At 63.2% G+C, this 19980-nt stretch carries 22 protein-coding genes; 10 read left to right on the top strand and 12 right to left on the bottom strand.

The window, feature by feature from the left end; all coding sequences use genetic code 11:
- Positions 1-45: 45 nt before the first annotated feature.
- Entirely contained in the window at positions 46-1212 is a 1167-nt protein-coding gene (locus TM49_RS19445; RefSeq protein ID WP_045683667.1) for a DNA recombination protein RmuC, read from the bottom strand.
- 145 nt (positions 1213-1357) lie between these two features.
- On the opposite strand from TM49_RS19445, the gene def reads away from it, so the two are divergent.
- Genes def through truA form a run of 3 tightly spaced genes read left to right on the top strand, consistent with a single transcriptional unit; the run spans position 1358 to position 3585 of the window.
- Positions 1358-1873, top strand: a complete 516-nt coding sequence (gene def, locus TM49_RS19440; protein ID WP_045683665.1) for a peptide deformylase — start codon at positions 1358-1360, stop codon at positions 1871-1873.
- Positions 1874-1894: 21 nt separating this feature from the next.
- Positions 1895-2833 carry a methionyl-tRNA formyltransferase gene (fmt, locus tag TM49_RS19435; RefSeq protein ID WP_045683663.1) on the top strand — a complete coding sequence of 313 codons (939 nt, stop codon included), beginning with the start codon at positions 1895-1897 and terminating at the stop codon, positions 2831-2833.
- Positions 2833-3585, top strand: coding sequence for a tRNA pseudouridine(38-40) synthase TruA (gene truA / locus TM49_RS19430; protein WP_045683661.1), 753 nt, complete (start codon positions 2833-2835; stop codon positions 3583-3585). The genes fmt and truA overlap by 1 nt, the downstream gene beginning before the upstream one ends.
- Before the next feature lie 22 nt (positions 3586-3607).
- Here the strand turns inward: truA and TM49_RS19425 are convergent, their stop codons facing one another.
- The 6 genes from TM49_RS19425 to TM49_RS19400 form a co-directional block, all read right to left on the bottom strand.
- Positions 3608-4075, bottom strand: coding sequence for a hypothetical protein (locus TM49_RS19425; RefSeq protein ID WP_045683659.1), 468 nt, complete (start codon positions 4073-4075; stop codon positions 3608-3610).
- 82 nt (positions 4076-4157) lie between these two features.
- On the bottom strand, positions 4158-4742 hold the full coding sequence (locus tag TM49_RS19420) for a hypothetical protein (RefSeq protein ID WP_052699954.1): 585 nt from the start codon (positions 4740-4742) through the stop codon (positions 4158-4160).
- Positions 4726-5922 (bottom strand): succinyl-diaminopimelate desuccinylase, encoded by a 1197-nt coding sequence (dapE, locus tag TM49_RS19415; protein WP_045683657.1) that lies wholly within the window; start codon positions 5920-5922, stop codon positions 4726-4728. Before dapE ends, TM49_RS19420 begins: the two co-directional genes overlap by 17 nt.
- Positions 5923-5960: 38 nt before the next feature.
- A complete protein-coding gene (gene dapD / locus TM49_RS19410; RefSeq protein WP_045683655.1) occupies positions 5961-6812 on the bottom strand; it encodes a 2,3,4,5-tetrahydropyridine-2,6-dicarboxylate N-succinyltransferase in 852 nt (283 codons plus the stop codon).
- 234 nt (positions 6813-7046) lie between these two features.
- Complete coding sequence (locus tag TM49_RS19405) at positions 7047-7754, bottom strand: EF-hand domain-containing protein (RefSeq protein ID WP_052699953.1); 708 nt, start codon at positions 7752-7754, stop codon at positions 7047-7049.
- Positions 7755-7866: 112 nt separating this feature from the next.
- Positions 7867-8568, bottom strand: a complete 702-nt coding sequence (locus tag TM49_RS19400) for a pyrimidine 5'-nucleotidase (RefSeq protein WP_144409621.1) — start codon at positions 8566-8568, stop codon at positions 7867-7869.
- Between the two features lie 282 nt (positions 8569-8850).
- On the opposite strand from TM49_RS19400, the gene TM49_RS19395 reads away from it, so the two are divergent.
- From TM49_RS19395 to TM49_RS19380, 4 genes are all read left to right on the top strand, one after another.
- Positions 8851-9765, top strand: a complete 915-nt coding sequence (locus TM49_RS19395) for a DMT family transporter (RefSeq protein WP_045683654.1) — start codon at positions 8851-8853, stop codon at positions 9763-9765.
- An 84-nt stretch (positions 9766-9849) separates the two neighbouring features.
- Positions 9850-11322, top strand: coding sequence for an MFS transporter (locus tag TM49_RS19390; RefSeq protein WP_045683652.1), 1473 nt, complete (start codon positions 9850-9852; stop codon positions 11320-11322).
- Between the two features lie 145 nt (positions 11323-11467).
- Positions 11468-12097: a TetR/AcrR family transcriptional regulator gene (locus tag TM49_RS22785; protein ID WP_052699952.1), complete on the top strand. Its 630-nt coding sequence runs from the start codon at positions 11468-11470 to the stop codon at positions 12095-12097.
- The gene (locus TM49_RS19380) at positions 12084-13553 is read left to right on the top strand and encodes an MFS transporter (protein ID WP_045683650.1); all 1470 of its coding nucleotides are present in this window, start codon (positions 12084-12086) and stop codon (positions 13551-13553) included. The genes TM49_RS22785 and TM49_RS19380 overlap by 14 nt, the downstream gene beginning before the upstream one ends.
- 39 nt (positions 13554-13592) lie before the next feature.
- Here TM49_RS19380 and argB read toward each other — a convergent pair whose 3' ends face one another.
- Entirely contained in the window at positions 13593-14480 is an 888-nt protein-coding gene (gene argB / locus TM49_RS19375) for an acetylglutamate kinase (protein WP_045683648.1), read from the bottom strand.
- Positions 14481-14627: 147 nt separating this feature from the next.
- Here argB and TM49_RS19370 point away from each other — a divergent pair, with 147 nt between their 5' ends.
- From TM49_RS19370 to TM49_RS19360, 3 genes are all read left to right on the top strand, one after another.
- Positions 14628-15167: a sigma-70 family RNA polymerase sigma factor gene (locus TM49_RS19370; protein WP_045683646.1), complete on the top strand. Its 540-nt coding sequence runs from the start codon at positions 14628-14630 to the stop codon at positions 15165-15167.
- Positions 15164-15880, top strand: coding sequence for an anti-sigma factor (locus tag TM49_RS19365; protein WP_045683644.1), 717 nt, complete (start codon positions 15164-15166; stop codon positions 15878-15880). Before TM49_RS19370 ends, TM49_RS19365 begins: the two co-directional genes overlap by 4 nt.
- 137 nt (positions 15881-16017) lie before the next feature.
- On the top strand, positions 16018-16575 hold the full coding sequence (locus TM49_RS19360; protein WP_045683643.1) for a fasciclin domain-containing protein: 558 nt from the start codon (positions 16018-16020) through the stop codon (positions 16573-16575).
- Positions 16576-16783: 208 nt separating this feature from the next.
- On the opposite strand, the gene yihA is transcribed toward TM49_RS19360, so the two are convergent.
- The 4 genes from yihA to rpmH form a co-directional block, all read right to left on the bottom strand.
- Positions 16784-17434 (bottom strand): ribosome biogenesis GTP-binding protein YihA/YsxC, encoded by a 651-nt coding sequence (gene yihA, locus TM49_RS19355; RefSeq protein WP_045683642.1) that lies wholly within the window; start codon positions 17432-17434, stop codon positions 16784-16786.
- Between the two features lie 100 nt (positions 17435-17534).
- Complete coding sequence (yidC, locus tag TM49_RS19350) at positions 17535-19346, bottom strand: membrane protein insertase YidC (protein ID WP_045683640.1); 1812 nt, start codon at positions 19344-19346, stop codon at positions 17535-17537.
- Entirely contained in the window at positions 19336-19716 is a 381-nt protein-coding gene (gene rnpA / locus TM49_RS19345; protein WP_045685526.1) for a ribonuclease P protein component, read from the bottom strand. Before rnpA ends, yidC begins: the two co-directional genes overlap by 11 nt.
- A 43-nt stretch (positions 19717-19759) precedes the next feature.
- Positions 19760-19900, bottom strand: coding sequence for a 50S ribosomal protein L34 (rpmH, locus tag TM49_RS19340; protein WP_045683638.1), 141 nt, complete (start codon positions 19898-19900; stop codon positions 19760-19762).
- Positions 19901-19980: the final 80 nt, after the last annotated feature.

The raw sequence follows: 19980 nt of genomic DNA, 5'->3' as shown, positions 1-19980 counted from the left end.
CAGGGCCGATCGGGATGTTTTATGGGAGGCGGGCGATGATGACAATCAGTCCTCGTCGACGATCCTGAGTTTCATGCGGCCGAGGTCCGAAGGCGACAGCGGCCGCTCCTCTTCCGTCACTGCGGGCTCCTTCACCTCGAATTCAAGCGCGCCGATACGTTCGCCGCGCCGGGCGATCTTGCCTGTCGAAACGCGGATCTGCTCGACGTCCTGACGGGCCTGTGAGAAATGCCCGGCGAGCTTTTCCACCCGTTCGTTCAGACGTGTCAGGTCGCCCATGAGATGCGCGACTTCGCCCTGGATCAGATGGGCCTGCTCGCGCATGCGCTGATCCTTCATCACCGCCTGCACGACCTGGATCGAGAGCAGCAGCAGGGTCGGCGAGACGATCACGACGCGGCGGGCGTGCGCGCGCTGGATGATCGCCTCGTGTTGCTCGTGAATGTCGGCGAAGATCGATTCGGAGGGGACGAACAGGAAGGCGGTGTCCTGCGTCTCACCGGGTATGAGGTATTTGCCGGCGATGTCGCGGATATGGGTATCAAAATCGCGGCGGAAGCGCTGCTTTGCGGCGCGGGCCTCCTCGTCGCTTGCGCTGTCGCGCAGCGCATTCCACGCTTCCAGCGGAAACTTGGCATCGATGACCAGCGGCGGGGCGCCGTTCGGCATGTCGATCAGGCAATCGGGGCGGGTGCCGTTTCCAAGCGTCGCCTGAAAATGATAGCTGCCGGAGGGCAGGGCGTCTGCAATGATCGTCTCCATGCGTCCCTGGCCGAAGGCGCCGCGGGTCTGCTTGTTGGAGAGGATCGCCTGAAGGCCGACGACGTCCTTTGCCAGCGACTGGATGTTGTTCTGCGCGGCATCGATGACGGCGAGCCGCTCCTGCAGTCGCCGGAGGTTTTCATGCGTGGTCTGGTGCTGCTGGTGCAGCGTCGAGCCAATGCGCTGGCTGAGGCCGTCGAGCCTGGAGCCGAGCGCGGCATTGAGCTCCGACTGGCGGCTGCCGAAGAGTTCGGCCATGGTCGCCATCCGCCCCTGCATCTCGCTCTGCGCCTGCACGAGGTTCTGCAGCTGATCGGTGAGCACATCCTCCCGCTTTCCCCCGCCGCGCCTGAGCGCGAAGGCGAGCACCCCGAGCAGCACGAGCACGCAGGCAACGAGCGCGACGACCATGGGATCGGCAGTCAGGATCAACTCGGACAGGCTGTTCATGGCATTCCCTCACATGTGGCCAGCCTAGCAGATGCTCACCGAAAGAAAAGATCAAAACGTGAACACGTAAAACTTTCCCGTTCAGTCCACCGTGCAAAACGACGAAACCATTTGCGTGGCGACAAGTTTGCGCTATTTGAGGCCCATGACGACCATGCCACTCATCATTTTGCCGGACCCCTTGCTGCGCAAGGTTTCCGCCCCCGTCGAGCGCGTTGACGCCGACCTGAAGAAACTTGCCGACGATATGCTGGAGACCATGTACGAGGCTCCGGGCATCGGCCTTGCCGCGATCCAGGTCGGCATACCGCGCCGGATGCTGGTGATCGACGTTTCCAACAAGGAGGACGAGGAGAAAGATCCTCTGGTGGTGATCAATCCCACCATCCTGACCTCCTCGGACGAGCGCTCGGTCTACGAGGAAGGGTGCCTGTCGATCCCGGAATTCTATGCCGAGGTCGAGCGACCCGCTTCGGTGCGCGTCAGCTACACCGATCTTGCCGGAAAGCAGCAGGAAATCGAGGCCGATGGCCTGCTCGCCACCTGCCTTCAGCACGAGATCGACCATCTCGATGGCGCCCTGTTCATCGATTACTTGTCGCGGCTGAAGCGCGAGCGGGTGATCAAGAAATTCAGCAAGGTCGCAAAGCACAAGCTTTGACCGGCCGCGAAAGGACGGAACATGGCGCTCAGGATCATTTTCATGGGAACGCCGGCGTTTTCGGTTCCGACGCTGAGGGCGCTGGCGGAAGCCGGTCACGAAATTGCGGCGGTCTATACCCAGCCGCCGCGCGCTGCCGGTCGGCGCGGGCTTGAAGAGGTCAAGTCGCCGGTCCATCAGGCCGCAGAACTGCTTGGCATCCCGGTCCGCACGCCACTCAATTTCCGCGAGGAGGAAGACCGTGCGACCTTCCGCGTGCTCGACGCGGATGTCGCGGTCGTCGTCGCCTACGGCCTGCTTCTGCCGGAGGCAATCCTCACCGGCGCCCGTCTTGGTGCCTATAATGGCCATGCCTCGCTGCTGCCGCGCTGGCGCGGTGCGGCGCCACTGCAGCGCGCGATCATGGCAGGCGATGCTGAAACCGGCATGATGGTGATGCGCATGGAAAAGGGCCTCGATACCGGCCCCGTGGCGCTCTCTGAACGGGTCGCGATCGGCGAGAACATGACCGCCGGCGAACTGCATGATCGGATGATGCATGTCGGCGCGAGGCTGATGGCCGAGGCTATGGTGCGGCTTGAGGCCGGCGACCTGCCCCTGACGCCCCAGGCGGAAGAGGGCGTGACCTACGCGAAGAAGATCGAGAAGTCCGAGACCCGGATCGATTTCAGCCGCCCCGCCAAAGAGGTTCACAACCACATACGCGGCCTTGCGCCCTTTCCGGGTGCCTGGACCGAGGTGCCGACCGGCCGCGGGCTGGATCGGGTCAAGGTGCTGGAAAGCGCGCTCGGCGAAGGCGAGGGGCGGGCAGGAACGGTGCTTGAAGGCCCCGGTGTGACGATCGCCTGCGCAAGTGGCGCCGTGCGGCTCCTGAAGCTGCAGAAGGCCGGCGGCAAGGCGCTCGACGCCGACGATTTCCTGCGCGGCACGCCGCTTCCCGCAGGCACGGTGCTTGTCTGATGCCACGCTACCGGATGACGGTCGAATATGACGGCACGGATTATGTCGGCTGGCAGCGGCAGGACAATGGCCGTTCGGTGCAGGGCGGGCTGGAAGCCGCCGCCTTTCGCATTGCCGGCGAGAAAGTGACGATCAAGGGCGCGGGACGAACCGATTCGGGCGTCCATGCCGAAGGTCAGGTCGTGCACCTCGATCTTGCCCGCGAATGGACGCCGTTCACGCTGCTGAATGCGCTGAATGCGCATCTGCGGCTCGCCAGGGAACGGATCGCCGTGGTCGACGTCGCGGTGGTGGCCGATGATTTCGATGCCCGGTTCTCGGCGCTGAAACGGCATTACCTCTATCGCATCCTGAACCGCAGGGCCCATGCCGCGCTCCTGCGCAAGCGTGTCTGGTGGGTTCCGAAGCCGCTTGATCACGAAGCCATGCATGAAGCAGCCCAGCGGCTCGTCGGCCATCACGACTTCACGACGTTTCGCTCCGTCCAGTGTCAGGCGAAATCGCCGGTGCGCACGCTCGATAGGCTCGATGTGACGCGAGACGGCGATTTCATCGAGATCCGCGCTTCGGCGCAGAGTTTCCTGCACAATCAGATCCGCTCCTTCGCCGGTACGCTGAAGCTTGCGGGTGAGGGCAAGATGTCGGCGGATGACGTCACGGCGGCGCTCGAAGCGCGAGACCGCAGCGCCTGCGGCCCCGTGGCGCCGCCGGAAGGGCTCTACTTCATGAAAGTCGATTATCCCGGCGACTGAGCCGCTGTCCGTTCAGACAGACTCAGTTCGGGTCGAAGCTCTGGCCGCTGACGCAGGCGATCGTCGAGGCGTTGGGCTGGTTCGGCAGCATGGCGTAGGCGGCGCGCTCTTCCTTGGTCTTGCAGACCGGCCGCACGATGGTGCTGAAGCCCTTGTCGGCGAGGCAGCGATCGATAACGCGGTCGCGCAGCTTCTTGTTGGTATCGTAGCTGTAGCTGTCGATGGGGGTCGCGTAGCCGCCGATTTCGCCGCAGGTCGTGTTGTTGTTGGAATCGGTTTTGCACCTGACGACACCCGGGATCCAGTCTCCGCCGGTGACCTCGGTGACCATGTTCTGCGGCACTTCCTTCAGTGCCGAGATGAAGCACTGATCGTAGGCGAGCTGTCGTTCGGAACGGGTACTGCCTTCCTTGTAGAGCACGTCGAGCGGGCCGACCTGGCAGCCGGCAAGCGTCAGAAGCGTCGTCAATGCGATCAGTTTGATTTTCATGTCCTGCGTCCCCAGTCTGCAGTCTATGCCCTAAACTAGCCTATCGTTGGCAGTATCGGAATGGCTTTCAAAGGCCCGTCGGTCATAGCCCGACGATGTAGCGTGTGCCGAAATCGGTGATGATGAGGGCGGTCATCGCGGAAGCGATGACGGCGGCGGCCGTCGGCAGCGCCCGCTCGCCCATCAGCATGTAGACGATCCGGATCTCGAACAGGAAGGCGGCGAGCACCACCACCTGCAGCAGGATCAGAACGAGGCTCGCAAGCGGCTCCAGCCCTGTCGCTGCGAGGAAGATGGCGATCACCGCGATGAGATTGATCGGCAGGCTCAGCCAGTTGGTCGCCACGACGACCTTCAGGAAGGCGCGCGGCAGGCCGGAGACCAGGCAGACGACGCCGATGACGACGAGCGGCGCCATCCAGCTCAGCCCCTGGATGAGAGCCGAACGGAAGATCACGGTGGCGTCGATCTCCACCGGCACGCGGCTGAGCCGCGACAGCGTCAGCAGTTCGCTGATCACCATCATCGGCAAACTGTAGGCAAAGGCCCAGAAAGAGCGGCGAAAGCCACGTTCGGTGAAGTCGAGATATCGTGCATGGCCGGCATCGCCCCGGAAGAGGAGCCAAAGCCCGCGCAGATAGAAAAGGACTTCACCGGGCGACGGCAATGGCAAACCACCTTTCGATGAAGGCGCGGTAGATCCGCGTCAGTTGCTCGAGGTCGGCGACCGGCACGTTTTCGTCGACCTTGTGCATGCTCTCGCCGACAAGGCCGAACTCGACGACCGGGCAGTAATCCTTGATGAACCGCGCATCCGACGTGCCGCCGGTTGTCGACAGCGCCGGTTCCCGGCCGGTGACGGCCTTGATGGCATCGCTGAGCCCGCCGGCGAGCTTATCGTCGCGGGTGAGAAACACCGGGCTGACACGGCCGAGCCATTCAAGCGCGAAGCGCGCCGGTTCGCGGCCCGGGCGCAGTGCGGTATCGGCCGCGGCCCGTTCCAGCCGTGCTGCGATTTCGGCCTTCAGCGTTTCCTCGCTCCAGCGATCGTTGAAGCGGATGTTGAAGACGGCCGTGGCGGTAGCCGCAATGACGTTCGTCGCAGGATTGCCGGTATCGACCGAGGTTACTTCGAGATTGCTCGGCGGAAACCGGTCGGTGCCGTCGTCGAAGGGCGTGGCCATCAGCGCCGAAAGCATCGCCGTCAGCGCGCGCAGCGGATTGTCGGCACGGTGCGGATAGGCGACGTGGCCTTGCGTGCCGGTCACGGTGATGCGGCCGGAAAGCGAGCCGCGCCGGCCCACCTTGATCATGTCGCCAAGCGCGTCGGGATTGGTCGGCTCGCCGACGAGTGCGGCATCCCAGCGCTCGCCGCGTGCATGGGCCCATTGCAACAGCTTGTCGGTGCCGTTGATGCTCGGGCCCTCCTCGTCGCCGGTGATCAGAAACGAGACGGAACCGGCAAGCGGTCCGTGCTCTTCGACGTGGCGGGCGAGTGCGGCAACGAAGCAGGCGATGCCGCCCTTCATGTCGACGGCGCCGCGCCCGTAAAGGCGGCCGTCATCGATCGCGGCGGCGAAAGGCGGATGCTTCCAGGCGCTCTCATCGCCCGGTGGCACGACGTCGGTGTGCCCGGCAAACATCAGGTGCGGCCCTGCAGCGCCGAGCCGGGCATAAAGATTTTCGACATCCGGCGTGCCCGCCTCCCGTGCCGTCATCCGCTCGACGGTGAAGCCGAGCGGCTCCAGCATGCCCGCAAGCGCCGTCAACGCGCCGCCTTCCTCCGGGGTCACGGAGGGGCAGCGGATCAGCTTCGACAGGTTTTCGACGGGATCGGAGACGGTCATGGGCTTAATCTGGGCTTTGTGGCCGGAAATACGAGATGTCAGTCGCGCAGCAGCTCGTTGATGCCGGTCTTGGAGCGGGTCTTTTCATCGACGCGCTTGACGATGACGGCGCAGTAGAGGCCGGGGCCGGGCTGGCCATTGCCCATCGGCTTGGCCGCAGGCAGCGAGCCGGCGACGACGACCGAATAGGGCGGCACTTCGCCAAAGGTGATCTCACCGGTGGCGCGGTCGACAATCTTGGTCGACTTGCCGATGAAGACGCCCATGCCAAGCACCGAGCCTTCGCGCACGATGCAGCCCTCGACGACTTCCGAACGCGCGCCGATGAAGCAATTGTCCTCGATGATCGTCGGGCCGGCCTGCATCGGCTCTAGAACGCCGCCGATGCCGACACCGCCGGAAAGGTGCACATTCTTGCCGATCTGGGCGCAGGAGCCGACCGTCGCCCAGGTATCGACCATCGTGCCTTCGTCGACATAGGCGCCGAGATTGACGAAGGAGGGCATCAGTACCACGCCGGGCGCAACATAGGCCGAGCGGCGAACAACCGCGTTGGGAACGGCGCGGAAGCCGGCGGCGCGGAACTGGTTGTCACCCCAGCCGGCGAACTTGGACGGCACCTTGTCCCACCAGGTCGCATCGCCGGGGCCGCCCTTGACGACTTCCATGTCGTTCAGGCGGAAGGAAAGCAGCACCGCCTTCTTCAGCCACTGATTGACCTTCCACGCGCCGCTCTCCTGCTTTTCGGCGACACGCGCCTTGCCGGAATCAAGCAGGTTCAATGATTCCTCGACCGCCTCCCGGATCTCGCCAGTGGTGGAAATCGAGATCTCGCCGCGGTTTTCGAAAGCGGTTTCGATGGTTTGCTCGAGGGAAGTGAGATCGGTCATCATCTGTCCTTTGCCTGTCGCGCCGGGCGCGCGGTCGTCATCCGTGGCTGAAAGCCTCGGAAACCTGCTCTAAGGGAGGCTTGGGACGTCGTCAATCTCTGGCAGCGGACGAGGGGACAAACAAACGCCCCCGCGAGAGGCGGGGGCGTTGCGGCGTCTGGCAAATGTCAGGCGCCGGCATGGACCGAAGGAGACGGTCTGAAGTGCTGCTTCCGCGGGTTGCGGAGGCGGTTGTTATTGCATCGGCATGTTCGGCAGGTCGTCGACGGTGATCACCATGTCGCTGTTGGTGTCCATCCGCGTGAACATCTTGTCGGCCACGGCCTGGAATTCCGCAGCGCTCACCTGTCCGCTCTTGTCGGTGTCGGCGCGTACGAAGAAGATGCGCTCCATGCCACCGCGCTGCGGCTTGCCCCAGTTGCGGTGGTGATCGTTCCAGCCGGCGCGGTGCATGTCGCGGTTCCAGCCGTGATGGCCGTCGCCATTCATCGCCATACGGTGGGGCTTGCCGGGAGCGTTCGGGCCGCCGGGGCCGTCAGCATCGGCCATCCTGCCGTTCGGACCGGGCTTGGCCGGGCCGTCGCCGTTGGCGGCCATCTTGCCCTGCGGGCCGGCCTGACCTTGCGGGCGCGGGTTCGCCTCCATAAAGGCTTCCATACGGGCCTTGTGGAAGGTTTCGAATTCGCCGGGCGTGATGACGCCGTCGCTGTCGGCGTCGATTTCCTCGAAGCGCCCGTTCTGGAACGCGACGACCTCATCCTTGGTGATCTTGCCGTCCTTGTTGGCGTCGGACGTCTTCAGCAGGTAGATGAAGCCGCGGTCCGCACGGGCGGGGCCCATCGGGCCGTCGCCGTCGCCGTTGCGTGCGAGACTCGGCAGCGCGGTTGCGCCGAGAGCGAAGGTGGCGACGAGTGCCGTGGTAGTCAGTCTCTTCCCGAACATGGCTAAATTCCTCGATTGGCTGTTGTGACCATCTCAAGGTAAGCCTGTAACGTCGCGGAAACGACTTAATTATCGGAAAGGTAAGCTGAATTATTGGTAATTCATCTCGGGTTTATACTTGCGGCAGAATTGCGGCGATGAAGCCCGCAAGGTCTTCCGTGACATAATCGACATGCGCCGTCTCCGTTCCGAGCCTTTCGAATGTCTCGGTGAAGCCGTATTCGAGATTGCGCGGCACGATCAGCACCGTCTTCATGCCGAGCGCCTTCGGCTGGACGAGGTTGCGCGGCAGGTCCTCGAACATGGCGGCGTGGGCGGTGTCGACACCGGAGCGTTCGAGGAAGCGGCTATAGGCATCGGCGGCAGGCTTGGGCGTATAGCCGGCGGCAACGATGTCGAAGATATCGTCGAAGTGGTCGAAAATACCGAGCGCGCGAGAGACCTTCTCGGCGTGCGGGACCGAACCGTTGGTAAAGATGAACTTGCGGCCGGGCAGCGCCTTGATGGCATCGCCAAGCGCCGGATTGGGCACAAGCATCGAGTAGTCGATCGCATGCGCCTTTTCGAGGAAGTCGTCCGGGTCGACCTCGTGGTTCAGCATCAGCCCCTGCAGCGTCGTGCCGTGGTCGCGATAGTACTGCTTTTGCAGGATGCGGGCCTCGTCTGCCGGCAGCGACAGGAGTTCGGCGACATAGGCGGTCATATTGCGGTCGACCTGCGCGAACAGGTTGATGTCATGCGGATAGAGCGTGTTGTCGAGGTCGAAGACCCAGTCGTGGATGGTTTCGAAATCGGCGGCTACGGGGTGTGTCATCGGCTTGGTCATTGCCTGACTTATGGCAGAGCCGGCCGGCGAAGGAAACTGCCTTTCGTCATGCGGGCGCGCTTCCGGCGCGCCTTGGAACATGGTAAGCGGAAATCATGAGAACGGGAATGAGCTCGAACCGTGCCGTTATCCTGCAGGACCGCAAGCGCCTGCCGGCCCGCTTCTTCGCGACCTTCTGCAAGACCGCCTGCGGGCGACTTCCCAGAGCCTGATCCCTCCCATCCCGCGGCGTTCCGGCCGCTGACAGGCTCTCATACAAGGTCACATTTCATGGAACTCTGGATCGGCATTACCTTTGCCGCCGCATTCCTGCAGAACATGCGCTCGATGCTGCAGAAATATCTGAAGGGGCGGATGGGCACGCTCGGCTCAACCTTCACCCGCTTCGGCTTCGGACTGCCCTTCGCGGCCCTCTATTTCGGCATCCTTGCTGCCGGCTTCGAACGTCCGGTGCCGGCCGCAAACGGCGAATTCGCCATCTGGGCGGCGATCGGCGCGGCAGGCCAGATCGCCGCGACCTTTCTGCTCGTCTACCTGTTCTCCTTTCGCAACTTCGCGGTTGGCACCGCCTATTCCCGCACCGAACCGGCGCAGGCGGCGATCCTCGCCTTTCTGTTCTTCGGGGCGACGATCTCGTTTGCCGCTGTCGCCGCGATCCTCATTTCCATCGCCGGCGTGATCCTGATTTCGCTGTCGCGCAATGAGGTCGGCCTGAAACGGCTGATCCTGGGTCTGACGACCCGGACGGCTCTGATCGGCATCGCCTCGGGCACGCTGTTCGCGCTTTCGGCGATCTCCTACCGGCAGGCCTCGCTCTCGCTTGCGCCGAGCCTTCCCGCGCCCGACAGCGTCATGCAGGCGGCGTTCACGCTGCTCATTGTGATCTTCATGCAGACGGTGGCGATGACGGCCTGGATGCTCGCCTTCGACCGTGGCGAACTGGTGAAGGTCGCGCGGGCGTGGCGCCCGGCGCTTGTCGTCGGCTTCGTCGGCGCCACCGCCTCGTTCGGCTGGTTCACGGCAATGACGCTGCAGCAGGCCTCGATCGTCAAGGCCGTGGGGCAGGTCGAGATGCTGTTCACCTTCGCGACCGCGGTGCTGGTGTTCAAGGAGAGGATGACGGGCGCCGAAGTGATCGGCTGCGTCCTCGTCGTCTGCGGCGTCCTCACGCTCCTCCTGGCCTGAGACCTGAGATATGAAGGCGGCAGCCGGATTGACAGGCTTTCCTGCAGCGGCAATGGATGGTCAGCAACACATTCGGGGGACTGCATGACCGACGCCGCTCTGGAGAGGGAAGGAGGCTATCCCGGCCGCTGGCTGGCGATGTTCGTGCTGATTGCGGCCACCTTCATGAACCTGCTCGACGCCACCATCGTCAACGTGGCGCTGCCATCGATCCAGAAGGATCTCAACGCCGAGAACAGCGCCATCGAATGGGTCGTGGCCGGCTATGTGCTGGTGTTCGCGCTGGCGCTGATGCCGTGCGGCCGGATCGGCGACATCCTCGGCCGCAAGCGGATGTTTCTCTTCGGCGTCGCCTTCTTCACGCTCGCCTCCGCTTGCTCAGGTGCGGCGCCGAACATCGACTTTCTTGTCGTTGCCCGGCTCTGCCAGGGCCTGGGCGCGGCGATCATGGCGCCGCAGGTGCTGGCCCTGGTACAGGACATGTTCGTGTCCAAGGAGCGCTCCAGCGCCTTTTCGATGTTCGGCATCACCAGCGGCATCGCCATCGTCAGCGGGCCGCTGATCGGCGGATGGCTGGTCGCTGCCGATGTTTTCGGGCTTGAATGGCGCTCGATCTTCTACATCAACGTGCCGGTCGGCATCGCCGCCGTCATCGCCGGCCGGATCCTGATTCCGGATGTTCCTGCAGATGACAAGGCGCGGCTTGACGTCACAGGCGTGGCAATCATCGCCGCCGCCTTCCTGCTGCTGATCTTTCCACTGGTCGAGGGGCGCGGCTTCGGCTGGCCGCTCTGGTGCATCGCGATGATGGTGCTCTCGATCCCGGCCTTCATCGGCTTTTATCTGCACGAGCGGCGGCAGGACCGGCTGGGCGCGCCGCAGCTCCTGCCGGTGTCGCTGATGCGCAACAACACCTACATGCTCGGCGGTTTCATCGCGATGATGTTCTTCTCGACGCCGGCCGGCCTGTTCATGACGTTTGCGATATTCCTGCAGCAGGGGTTCGGTTTTACGGCACTGGAAGCCGGGCTTTCCACCATTCCGTTCCCGCTCGGCGCCTTTCTCTCCGCCTTCACCAACAGCCGGCTTTCCGACCGTTTCCTGAAGCAACGCATCCTCGGGGCGTCAGCGGCGATGGCATGCGGCTATGTGCTGCTGTTTTTCGTGGTGCGCGGCGCCGATGCCGGCATCCATATCCTGGCCTTCGCGCCGCCGCTGTTCATCTGCGGTTTCGCGCTCGGCATGACATCCTCGCCACTGTTCCAGACGGTCCTGTCGGTGGTTTCCGGGCCTGACGCCGGCTCGGCCTCCGGTGCCCTGCAGGCGATCCAGCAGGCCGGTAGCGCGCTCGGTATCGCGATTGCCAGCCAGCTGTTCTTCGCCACCATTACCGCAGAAAAGGCGGCGAGCGAGGCGACCGCGGATGCCTATGTTGCCGGCTTCACCACCAGCGTCGGTTACATGATCGCCGCGCTCGCCGCCGTCTTCGTCGCGGCTCTGTTCCTGCCGAAGATCGATCCTACGGGCGCGGCGAATGACACGATGTTGATGGGGTAGGCTCTTCGAGGGGAGGCTTGTGACCGTCAACGGTGAAAGGTCCCTTTTGCCGCCCCGTCATCGCTTTGCCACGTCTACCTGTTATGCGATCAGCTGCGAAAGAACAGCTTGACTCTCACCCATTTCTCAATCAATTGCTTGATTGATGGGGAAGCAGAAAACCGCACATATTGCAGGCGACCAGCGCCGACGGGATATAGCCCGCGCGGCACGACGTATCATTGCCGAAAAGGGGCTGGAGGGGCTGCGCATGCGCGCGGTCGCGGACGCCGTCGGCATCAACATCGCGACACTGCACTACCACGTGACCACAAAGGATGATCTTCTGGCGCTGGTCACCGACGAAATCCGTGCCGATTTCATTGCTCAGCACGAGCAGCGTGGCCTATCCGGCGGGAAAGGGGCGATCGCGCAGCTCAATCAGGAATTTTCCGATTTTTCCGAAAACCGGGTCCGGCGTCCGATCCTGATCGCGGCCTTTGCCGAGCTCTCCCGCCATGCCTCGCGCGACGAAGAAGTCGCGCGGCGCATTCATCCGTTGCGCGATGCCTGGATCGCCGGATTTGAGAAAATCCTGCGGGCTGGGATCGAAGAGGGGGTTTTTCGCGACGACCTTGACACGCCGGCCTTTGCAACGCTGATTGCGGCCGCACTCGGCGGCTTTGGTGGCGAAGCGGCCAGCAACGATCCCACCGTCATGAGCCGCATCTTCGCCGAGCTCATGCGGTCCGTTCTTTCGCCGGAAGGCAAGGAGACATTCGATGGCAATGCCTGAGACCACCCAACCGCATCCCCGACGCTGGCTGGCGCTTGCCGTTCTGCTTTCGGCGGTGTTCATGAACATGCTGGATGTCACCATCGTCAACGTCGCGCTGCCGTCGATCCAGGAGGCGCTGGGCGCTTCCGATTCGGCAATTGAGTGGATCGTCGCCGGCTATGTGCTGATGTTCGCGCTGGCGCTGCTGCCCTTTGGCCGGCTCGGCGACATCATCGGCAAGAAGACGATGTTCCTCATTGGTGTCGCGAGTTTCACCGTCGGCTCGGCGCTTTGCGGGTTGTCGCATACGACGCTGATGCTGGTGGCGGCGCGTCTGTTCCAGGGATTTTCGGCTGCGATGATGACGCCGCAGGTGCTGGCCCTGGCGCAGGTGATGTTTCCCCCGCACGAACGCGCCCGCGCCTTCTCCTTCTTCGGCATGATGGCGGGACTTGCGACCGTCAGCGGGCCGCTGATCGGCGGCTTCCTCGTCGAGCATGGCCTGTTCGGCCTCGGCTGGCGGGCGATCTTCCTCATCAACCTGCCGATCGGCGTGTTCGCCATCATCGCTGGCGCACGCATCGTGCCCTCGACGCCGAAACGACCGGGCGCCCGCAACGATTACCCCGGTATCGGCATGATTGCCATTGCCATGTTCCTGCTGATCTTTCCGCTGGTCGAGGGACGGAGCTTCGGCTGGCCCTGGTGGTGCTTTGCGATGATGGTTGCGGCGCTACCGGTGCTCTTCGCCTTCGTGCGCTGGGAGCAGGCGCAGAGCCGTCGCAATGCGCCGCAGCTTCTCGCATTCCACCTGCTGAAGAACCGGAATTTCCTGCAGGGCGGGGTGATGGCGCTCTTCTTCTTCTCGACGATGCCGGGCTTCTTCCTCTGCCTCGCCATGTTCCTGCAGGTGGGGTTCGGCTTCGAGCCGCTGAAGTCGGGTCTGACGACCGTGCCATTCTCGCTCGGCGTATTCGTCGCCTCGCTGATCAGCGGCCGGCTCGGGCAGGTCTTCCTGAAGCTCAGGGTCGTCTTCGGCATCGCTCTGCTCGCCGCCGGCATCGTCTGGCTGCGTTTCTACGTGCTGAGCATCGAGGACACCATTTCGCACTGGGCGCTGTTCCTGCCGCTGATGATCGGCGGCCTCGGCCTCGGCATCGCGATCGCCTCGATCTTCCAGCTCGTGCTGGCGGGCGTTCCGCATGAGGATGCGGGTTCAGCCTCCGGTGCGCTGCAGGCGGTGCAGCAGCTGGGCGGCGCTTTCGGCATCGCCCTGGTTTCCGGCATCTTCTTCGCTCGCCTCGCCGCACTGATGACGTCGGGAACGGGAAGCCACGCCGCCTATGTCGACGCCTTCGCACTGGCGCTGGTCTACAATCTCTGCGCCTATGCCGTGGTCATCGTGCTGGCCCTGCTTCTGCCGGCGGAAAAGAAGCCGCAGGCGGAAACGGAAAACGCCCCGCACGTCGCCTGAGCGTGCGGGGCGCTTCATGCGCGCGAATGGGTGTGCGGCTTAGCGCACAATCAGTGTGCCCGCGCCGCCCTTCGTCAGGATCTCGAGAAGCACAGAGTGCTTGACCTTGCCGTTCAGGATGACGACGCCCTCGACGCCGGCCTCGATCGCCTCGATGCATGTCTCGACCTTCGGGATCATGCCGCCGGAAACGGTGCCGTCGAGGATCAGGTTGCGGGCTTCCTGGACCGAGAGTTCCTTGATCAGTTCGCCGTTCTTGTCGAGGACGCCGGGAACGTCCGTCAGGAACAGGAGGCGCGTCGCGCGAAGCGCACCGGCAATGGCGCCGGCAAAGGTGTCGGCATTGATATTGTAGGTCTCGCCTTCACGACCGGGGGCAACCGGCGCGATGACCGGGATCATCTCGGACTTGGCCAGAAGATCGAGCAGCGTCGTGTCGACGGTGACGACTTCGCCGACGAAGCCAAGGTCGAGGATGCGCTCGATGTTGGAGTCGGGATCGATGACGGTCTTCTTCGCCTTCTCCGCGAAGACCATGTTGCCGTCCTTGCCGCAAAGGCCGATCGCCCATTCACCGGTCTGGTTGATCAGAGCGACGATCTCCTTGTTGATCGATCCGGCGAGCACCATTTCGACGATCTCTACGGTCGCCTGGTCGGTGACGCGCAAGCCGCCCTCGAACTTGGATTCGATGCCCATCCGCTTCAGCATGTTGCCGATCTGCGGACCACCGCCGTGGACGACAATGGGGTTGACGCCCGACTGCTTCAGAAGCGCGATGTCGCTGGCGAAGGCCTGGCCGAGCTCGCTGTCGCCCATGGCGTGGCCGCCATATTTCACGACGATCGTCTTGTTTTCGTATTTCTGCATGTAGGGCAGAGCCTGAACCAGCAGGCGTGCCTGAACTTCGCTTTCCGACAGTGACATCGATTACCCCGGGGATGGATTTGGCCTCGCGGCCTTTTAGCGCATGATGACGCCTTAGTGAACATTGTTCGGAGAAGTATTGCCTGGGCCGTCTTGCCGGATTGCGACAGCGCCCTATAACGTGGAGACAACCGGGGAAGGGGATTAATGGACAGCGACGACCTGAACGCACTGATCCTGCGCGTTTCGCTCAAGGACCGCGCCTCCTTTGCCGTGCTCTATCAAAAAACCAGTCCGAAACTTTTTGCGATCTGCATTCGTATACTGGGTGATGCCGGCGAGGCGGAAGATGCCCTGCAGGAGATTTTCGTGCGCATATGGCAGCGCGCGGAGACCTTTTCGGCTGAAACCCGCTCGCCGACCGGCTGGCTTGCAACGATCGCACGCAATCACGCCATTGACCGTCTGCGCCAGCGCAAGCCGGTGGCGCGCGACATCGAAGAGGCCCACGATCTGGCGGATGACGCCGACAGTCCGGAGGAAAGCGCCCATCTGTCGGGCGAGGGCCGCCGGATCGATCGCTGCATGGATCGGCTGAAGCCCGATCATGCGGCGGCCGTGCGCGAGGCCTATGTTGCCGGGCTGAGCTATGATGAGCTTGCGGAACGCTATAGCGTGCCGTTGAATACGATGCGGACATGGCTGCGGCGCAGCCTGATGAAACTGAAAGAGTGTCTGGAAGCATGACGACGTCGGTCGGATATGAAAGCGGCGAGCCGCAGGACGGCATCCTTGCCGGGGAATATGTCCTCGGCACGCTGTCTTCGGATGCGCGCCGTCAGGTCGAGGCGCGCATGGCCGACGATGCAGCCTTTGCCGCGCTCGTCCGCGACTGGCAGCAACGGCTGGAGCCGCTCGACGAAGACTATGGCGAGATCGCTCCGCCGGCGCATGCCTTCAACGTCATCGAGGACCGTCTTTTCGGCGCGGAGCCCGCCGGCCGCCAATCCTGGCTCGCCGCGCTGTGGGGCTCGGTGGCGCTCTGGCGCGGCGTCGCGCTCGCGGCCCTTGTCGTCGCCGTCGTGGCGGCTGGTCTCAACGCGAACCTGTTTGCCCCGTCCGGGCCGACGCTCTCGGCCGAACTCTCCGGGCCCGACAATACCGTCAATCTTGTGGCACGCTTCAATGCCCGCAACGGCATGGTGTCGATCACGCCCGTCGCCGCCGGCGCGGCCAACGACAAGTCCCTCGAGCTCTGGTTGATCGAAGGCGACAATCCGCCGCTCTCGCTTGGCGTTCTGCCGCAAACCGGCGAGGGTGAGATTGTCGTGCCGCGCAACATCAGCGACCGCATCGGCGCCGGTGCGGCCTTTGCGATCACCATCGAGCCCTTCGGCGGCTCGCCGACCGGCAAGGCGACCGGCCCGATCATTGCCGCAGGCGAACTTCGCTCGCTCTGAGTTTCAAGAAAAAAACGTTTGTTTTCTTCTACTTAAGAGAAAAATCGAGAAAAGTGAAACTCTTTTCGACAGGCCTCCGTCCTTTGTTTCATACCCGGCACGCACGGTGCGGGGATGAACAACAAGAGGAGACTACCATGCTGAACGCTTTCAAACGCACCGCCATCGCCGCAGCCCTGGTCGCTGGTACCGCGCTTCCGGCGCTTGCTGACAATCCGATGGTCGGTGGCGCAGCGATGTACGAGAACAAGAACATCGTCGAAAACGCCATGAACTCCAATGATCACAAGACGCTGGTCGCTGCCGTCAAGGCCGCCGGTCTTGTCGAAACCCTTCAGGGCGAAGGCCCGTTCACGGTGTTCGCCCCGACGGATGAAGCCTTTGCCGCACTGCCGGAAGGCACGGTCGACAACCTGCTGAAGCCGGAAAACAAGGACGCTCTGGTGAAGGTACTGACCTGCCACGTGGTCGCAGCCGATGCCATGTCGATGGCCATCGAGAAGATGATTGCCGATGACGGTGGCGAGCACGATGTCCCGACCGTCGGCGGCTGCACGCTGAAGGCGACCGAAATGGACGGCACCATCATGCTGACCGACGAGACCGGCCGCACGGCCAACGTCACGATCGCCGACGTCAAGCAGTCGAATGGCGTCATCCACGTCATCGACACCGTGCTTCTGCCCGCCAACTGAACAGGGGTCGGGCAGCAAGACCGCGGGGAGGGGAGCGCACCGAACCTCTCCGCGGGTTGATTTGAAAATCAACACCAGTCTCGACGCATGGGATATCCCCCCTCGACTGCCGTGCGTCGCGGTCACCGACCGGGTCCGCTCGAAGAGACCCGGCGGTTGACACCCCACCCATGGTGTTGTCTGGGCCGCCCTTTGGGGCGGTCCTTTTTTATGTGCGGATGGTTTCGACGATCGTCTGCCTGAGCTCTTCGAGACCGCCGCCCTTTTCCGACGAGGTCCAGAGCACCACGGGAAAGGCGGCGGGACGCTTGCGGATCTTCTCGGCGGTCGCGGTCATCAGCTTGCTGACCGCCGGCGGCTTGATCTTGTCGCATTTGGTCAGCACGATCTGGTAGGAGACGGCCGCCTTGTCGAGCAGCGTCAGCACGTCCTCGTCATTCTTCTTGATGCCGTGGCGGGCATCGATCAGCACGTAGACGCGCTTCAGCGTCGCGCGGCCGCGCAGGTAGTCGAACACCAGCTTCGTCCACTGCTCGACCTGCTGCTTGGGCGCCTGGGCATAACCATAGCCTGGCATGTCGACCAGCGCCATTGGCGGCAGGTCTTCGCCCTCGCCGGAATAGCCGTCCGGAACGAAATAGTTCAGCTCCTGCGTGCGGCCGGGCGTGTTGGATGTGCGGGCAAGGCCCTTCTGGCCGATCAGCGCATTGATGAGCGACGACTTGCCAACGTTCGAGCGCCCGGCAAAGGCGACCTCCGGCGGCCCTTCGGGCGGCAGGAACTTCAGCGACGGAACCCCACGGATGAAAACCCAGGGCCGGGCAAAAAGGGCTGCTTCTCTGTCGATCGGCTGGTTCATGTCCGTTCCTTACCACGAAGAAAAAGCCCGGCAAAACTGCCGGGCCTGACTTTTTTAGAAGGGCGAGGCGCGTGTCGGCCCCAAGGGCCGGCCCCGCCTGTTATTCCGAAGCCGGCTTCTTGCGGCGGAAGAGGCCCTTCAGGTTGTCGAAGAGCTCGATCTTGACGCCGTGGCGCTTCATGATGATCGACTGCTGCAGGATCGAAAGCGAGTTGTTCCATGCATAGTAGATCACCAGACCCGCCGGGAACTGCGCCAGCATGTAGGTGAACACGACCGGCATCCAGTTGAAGATCATCGCCTGGGTCTTGTCCGGCGGCGTCGGGTTCATGCGCATCTGCATCCACATGGTGAAGCCCATGATGATCGGCCAGGCGCCAATCATCAGCGCAGAGGGAACCGACCAGGGCAGAAGACCGAAGAGGTTGAAGACGCTCGTCGGGTCAGGCGCGGAAAGATCCTGGATCCAGCCGAAGAACGGCGCGTGGCGCATTTCGATGGTGACGTAGAGCACCTTGTAGAGCGCGAAGAAGATCGGGATCTGCACCAGAACCGGCCAGCAGCCGGCCACCGGATTGATCTTTTCCTTCTTGTACAACTCCATCATCGCCTTCTGCAGGCCCATGCGGTCGTCGCCATACTGCTCCTTCAGCTCGTTCATCTTCGGCTGCATGCGCTTCATGTTGGCCATGGAGGCATACTGCTTGGAGGCGAGCGGGAAGAACAGCGCCTTGATGATGACCGTGGTGATCAGGATGGCGATGCCGAAATTGCCGACGAGGTGATAGATGTAGTCCATCAGCTGGAACAGCGGCTTGGTGATGAACCACAGCCAGCCCCAGTCGATCATCCGGTCGAACAGCGGAATGTTGTACTGCTTCTCGTAGCCGGAAAGGACATTGGTTTCCTTGGCCCCGGCGAAGACCATGGTCTTCAGTTCGGCCGTCGCACCCGGTGCGATCGCCAGCGGATTGTTGTCGCTGTAGTCGGCCTGGTAGCGCGCGCGACCGTCGTTGAAGTGCGAGAACCGCGCATCGTAGTTGACGTCCGACTGCGGGATGATGGCGCTGCCCCAGTACTTGTCGGTCACGCCGAACCAGCCGCCGGTGGAATTGTCGTAGGACGAATTTTCCTTGTCGACCGACTTGTAGGTGTCCTCGGTGACGCCGGCATCGGCGCCGAACACGCCGAGGAAGCCCTCGTGCAGCACCCATGCGGACGGCTCGTCCGGCTTGTTGAAGCGGGTGATGCGGCCATAGGGCGAAACGGTCGCCTGCTTGTCGGAGTTGTTGACCACCTTGTCGTCGACGGTGATCATGTAATGATCGTCGATCGAGAAGGTGCGCAGGAACTGCAGACCGGAATCATTGGTGTAGGAGAGCTCGACCGGCGTCGATGGCGTCAGCTCGCTGCCGCTTTCCAGCGTCCAGACCGTCTGCGGGCCGGGCACGTTGCCGGAGTTCTCACCCTGCACGAAACCGAGCTCGGCGAAGTAGCCGTTCTCCGTATTGGCCGGGCTGAACAACGTCACGATCGGGCTCGTCTTGTCGACGGTGACGTGGTAGTCCTTGAGCTTGATGTCGTCGATGCGGGCGCCGGCAAGATTGATCGAGCCGGCCAGCGACGGGGTGTCGATCGTCACGCGCGGTGCGGCCGCAGTCTGGCTTCCGGAACCGGAGAACACGGCGTCATCACCCGTCTGCGCGGTCGTGGTGCCGGAGGCGGCGCTGCCCGTGCCGGATGTTCCCTCTGCCGTTGTCTGTTCGGCCTGCTGGGCCTGCTCCTGCTGCGCGGCCTGCTCCTGGGCGGCGCGCTGAGCTTCCAGGCGGGGGCCCATGAACAGGAACTGCCAGGCCAGGACGACCAGGACGGTGAGCGAGATCGCAATGATCGAATTGCGGTTATTTTGCATCTTTTCTTCCTGGTGCGGACGCCTTCTGGCTCCGTCCGGTTCGAGGCGGTTTCGAAATCCGTTCCTCCAGCGCATCGACGAGCCTGGAGAAGGGGGCCTCAAGAACATCTCGCCGGCCCACGACGACATAATCGCAACCGGGCTTCATTGCAAATGCGCCCTTGAGGCGCACCGCTTCCTTCAGACGCCGGCGCATGCGATTGCGCTCGACGGCATTGCCCTGACGTTTGGTGACGGTAAAGCCCACGCGGGCGGGTGTATCGGGCTCGCCGCGATCCAGAAATTCGAGCAGGAACAGCGGGCCCTTGAGGCGATCGCCCTTCTGGACAGCCAAAAACTGCGGACGGCTTTTCAGCCGCCCGACAGTCATTTCGGCATTCTCGTCCTGCCCGGTGGTCACGGGCTCGCCGGCCTTAGGCCGACAGACGCTTGCGGCCGCGGGCGCGGCGCGCGGCGATAACCTTGCGGCCACCCTTGGTGGCCATGCGCGAACGGAAGCCGTGGCGACGCTTGCGGACGAGTTTGGAAGGCTGATAGGTACGCTTGGTAGACATTTGTTTTAATACCGCGGTGTGCGGCCCTTCTTGATGCGCTCTTCGAGCGGCTTAAGCGTTTGGAGTTTGCGCCGATGCCG

This window comes from Martelella endophytica (assembly GCF_000960975.1).
Taxonomy (GTDB): Bacteria; Pseudomonadota; Alphaproteobacteria; order Rhizobiales; family Rhizobiaceae; genus Martelella; species Martelella endophytica.
Note: the sequence above shows the minus strand (reverse complement) of the source record. Positions and strands in the feature narration are given on the sequence as shown.

What these genes read in the sequence shown, in the direction of transcription:
- TM49_RS19360 (WP_045683643.1), top strand. Translation starts at nt 16,018, where the DNA reads ATGCTGAACGCTTTCAAACGCACCGCCATCGCCGCAGCCCTGGTCGCT.
- def (WP_045683665.1), top strand. Translation starts at nt 1,358, where the DNA reads ATGACGACCATGCCACTCATCATTTTGCCGGACCCCTTGCTGCGCAAG.
- truA (WP_045683661.1), top strand. Translation starts at nt 2,833, where the DNA reads ATGCCACGCTACCGGATGACGGTCGAATATGACGGCACGGATTATGTC.
- TM49_RS19405 (WP_052699953.1), bottom strand. Translation starts at nt 7,754, where the DNA reads ATGTTCGGGAAGAGACTGACTACCACGGCACTCGTCGCCACCTTCGCT.
- rpmH (WP_045683638.1), bottom strand. Translation starts at nt 19,900, where the DNA reads ATGTCTACCAAGCGTACCTATCAGCCTTCCAAACTCGTCCGCAAGCGT.
- yidC (WP_045683640.1), bottom strand. Translation starts at nt 19,346, where the DNA reads ATGCAAAATAACCGCAATTCGATCATTGCGATCTCGCTCACCGTCCTG.
- TM49_RS19380 (WP_045683650.1), top strand. Translation starts at nt 12,084, where the DNA reads ATGGCAATGCCTGAGACCACCCAACCGCATCCCCGACGCTGGCTGGCG.
- TM49_RS22785 (WP_052699952.1), top strand. Translation starts at nt 11,468, where the DNA reads ATGGGGAAGCAGAAAACCGCACATATTGCAGGCGACCAGCGCCGACGG.
- TM49_RS19445 (WP_045683667.1), bottom strand. Translation starts at nt 1,212, where the DNA reads ATGAACAGCCTGTCCGAGTTGATCCTGACTGCCGATCCCATGGTCGTC.
- rnpA (WP_045685526.1), bottom strand. Translation starts at nt 19,716, where the DNA reads ATGACTGTCGGGCGGCTGAAAAGCCGTCCGCAGTTTTTGGCTGTCCAG.
- TM49_RS19395 (WP_045683654.1), top strand. Translation starts at nt 8,851, where the DNA reads ATGGAACTCTGGATCGGCATTACCTTTGCCGCCGCATTCCTGCAGAAC.
- TM49_RS19370 (WP_045683646.1), top strand. Translation starts at nt 14,628, where the DNA reads ATGGACAGCGACGACCTGAACGCACTGATCCTGCGCGTTTCGCTCAAG.
- dapE (WP_045683657.1), bottom strand. Translation starts at nt 5,922, where the DNA reads ATGACCGTCTCCGATCCCGTCGAAAACCTGTCGAAGCTGATCCGCTGC.
- TM49_RS19390 (WP_045683652.1), top strand. Translation starts at nt 9,850, where the DNA reads ATGACCGACGCCGCTCTGGAGAGGGAAGGAGGCTATCCCGGCCGCTGG.
- dapD (WP_045683655.1), bottom strand. Translation starts at nt 6,812, where the DNA reads ATGACCGATCTCACTTCCCTCGAGCAAACCATCGAAACCGCTTTCGAA.
- TM49_RS19400 (WP_144409621.1), bottom strand. Translation starts at nt 8,568, where the DNA reads ATGACACACCCCGTAGCCGCCGATTTCGAAACCATCCACGACTGGGTC.
- argB (WP_045683648.1), bottom strand. Translation starts at nt 14,480, where the DNA reads ATGTCACTGTCGGAAAGCGAAGTTCAGGCACGCCTGCTGGTTCAGGCT.
- fmt (WP_045683663.1), top strand. Translation starts at nt 1,895, where the DNA reads ATGGCGCTCAGGATCATTTTCATGGGAACGCCGGCGTTTTCGGTTCCG.
- TM49_RS19365 (WP_045683644.1), top strand. Translation starts at nt 15,164, where the DNA reads ATGACGACGTCGGTCGGATATGAAAGCGGCGAGCCGCAGGACGGCATC.
- yihA (WP_045683642.1), bottom strand. Translation starts at nt 17,434, where the DNA reads ATGAACCAGCCGATCGACAGAGAAGCAGCCCTTTTTGCCCGGCCCTGG.
- TM49_RS19425 (WP_045683659.1), bottom strand. Translation starts at nt 4,075, where the DNA reads ATGAAAATCAAACTGATCGCATTGACGACGCTTCTGACGCTTGCCGGC.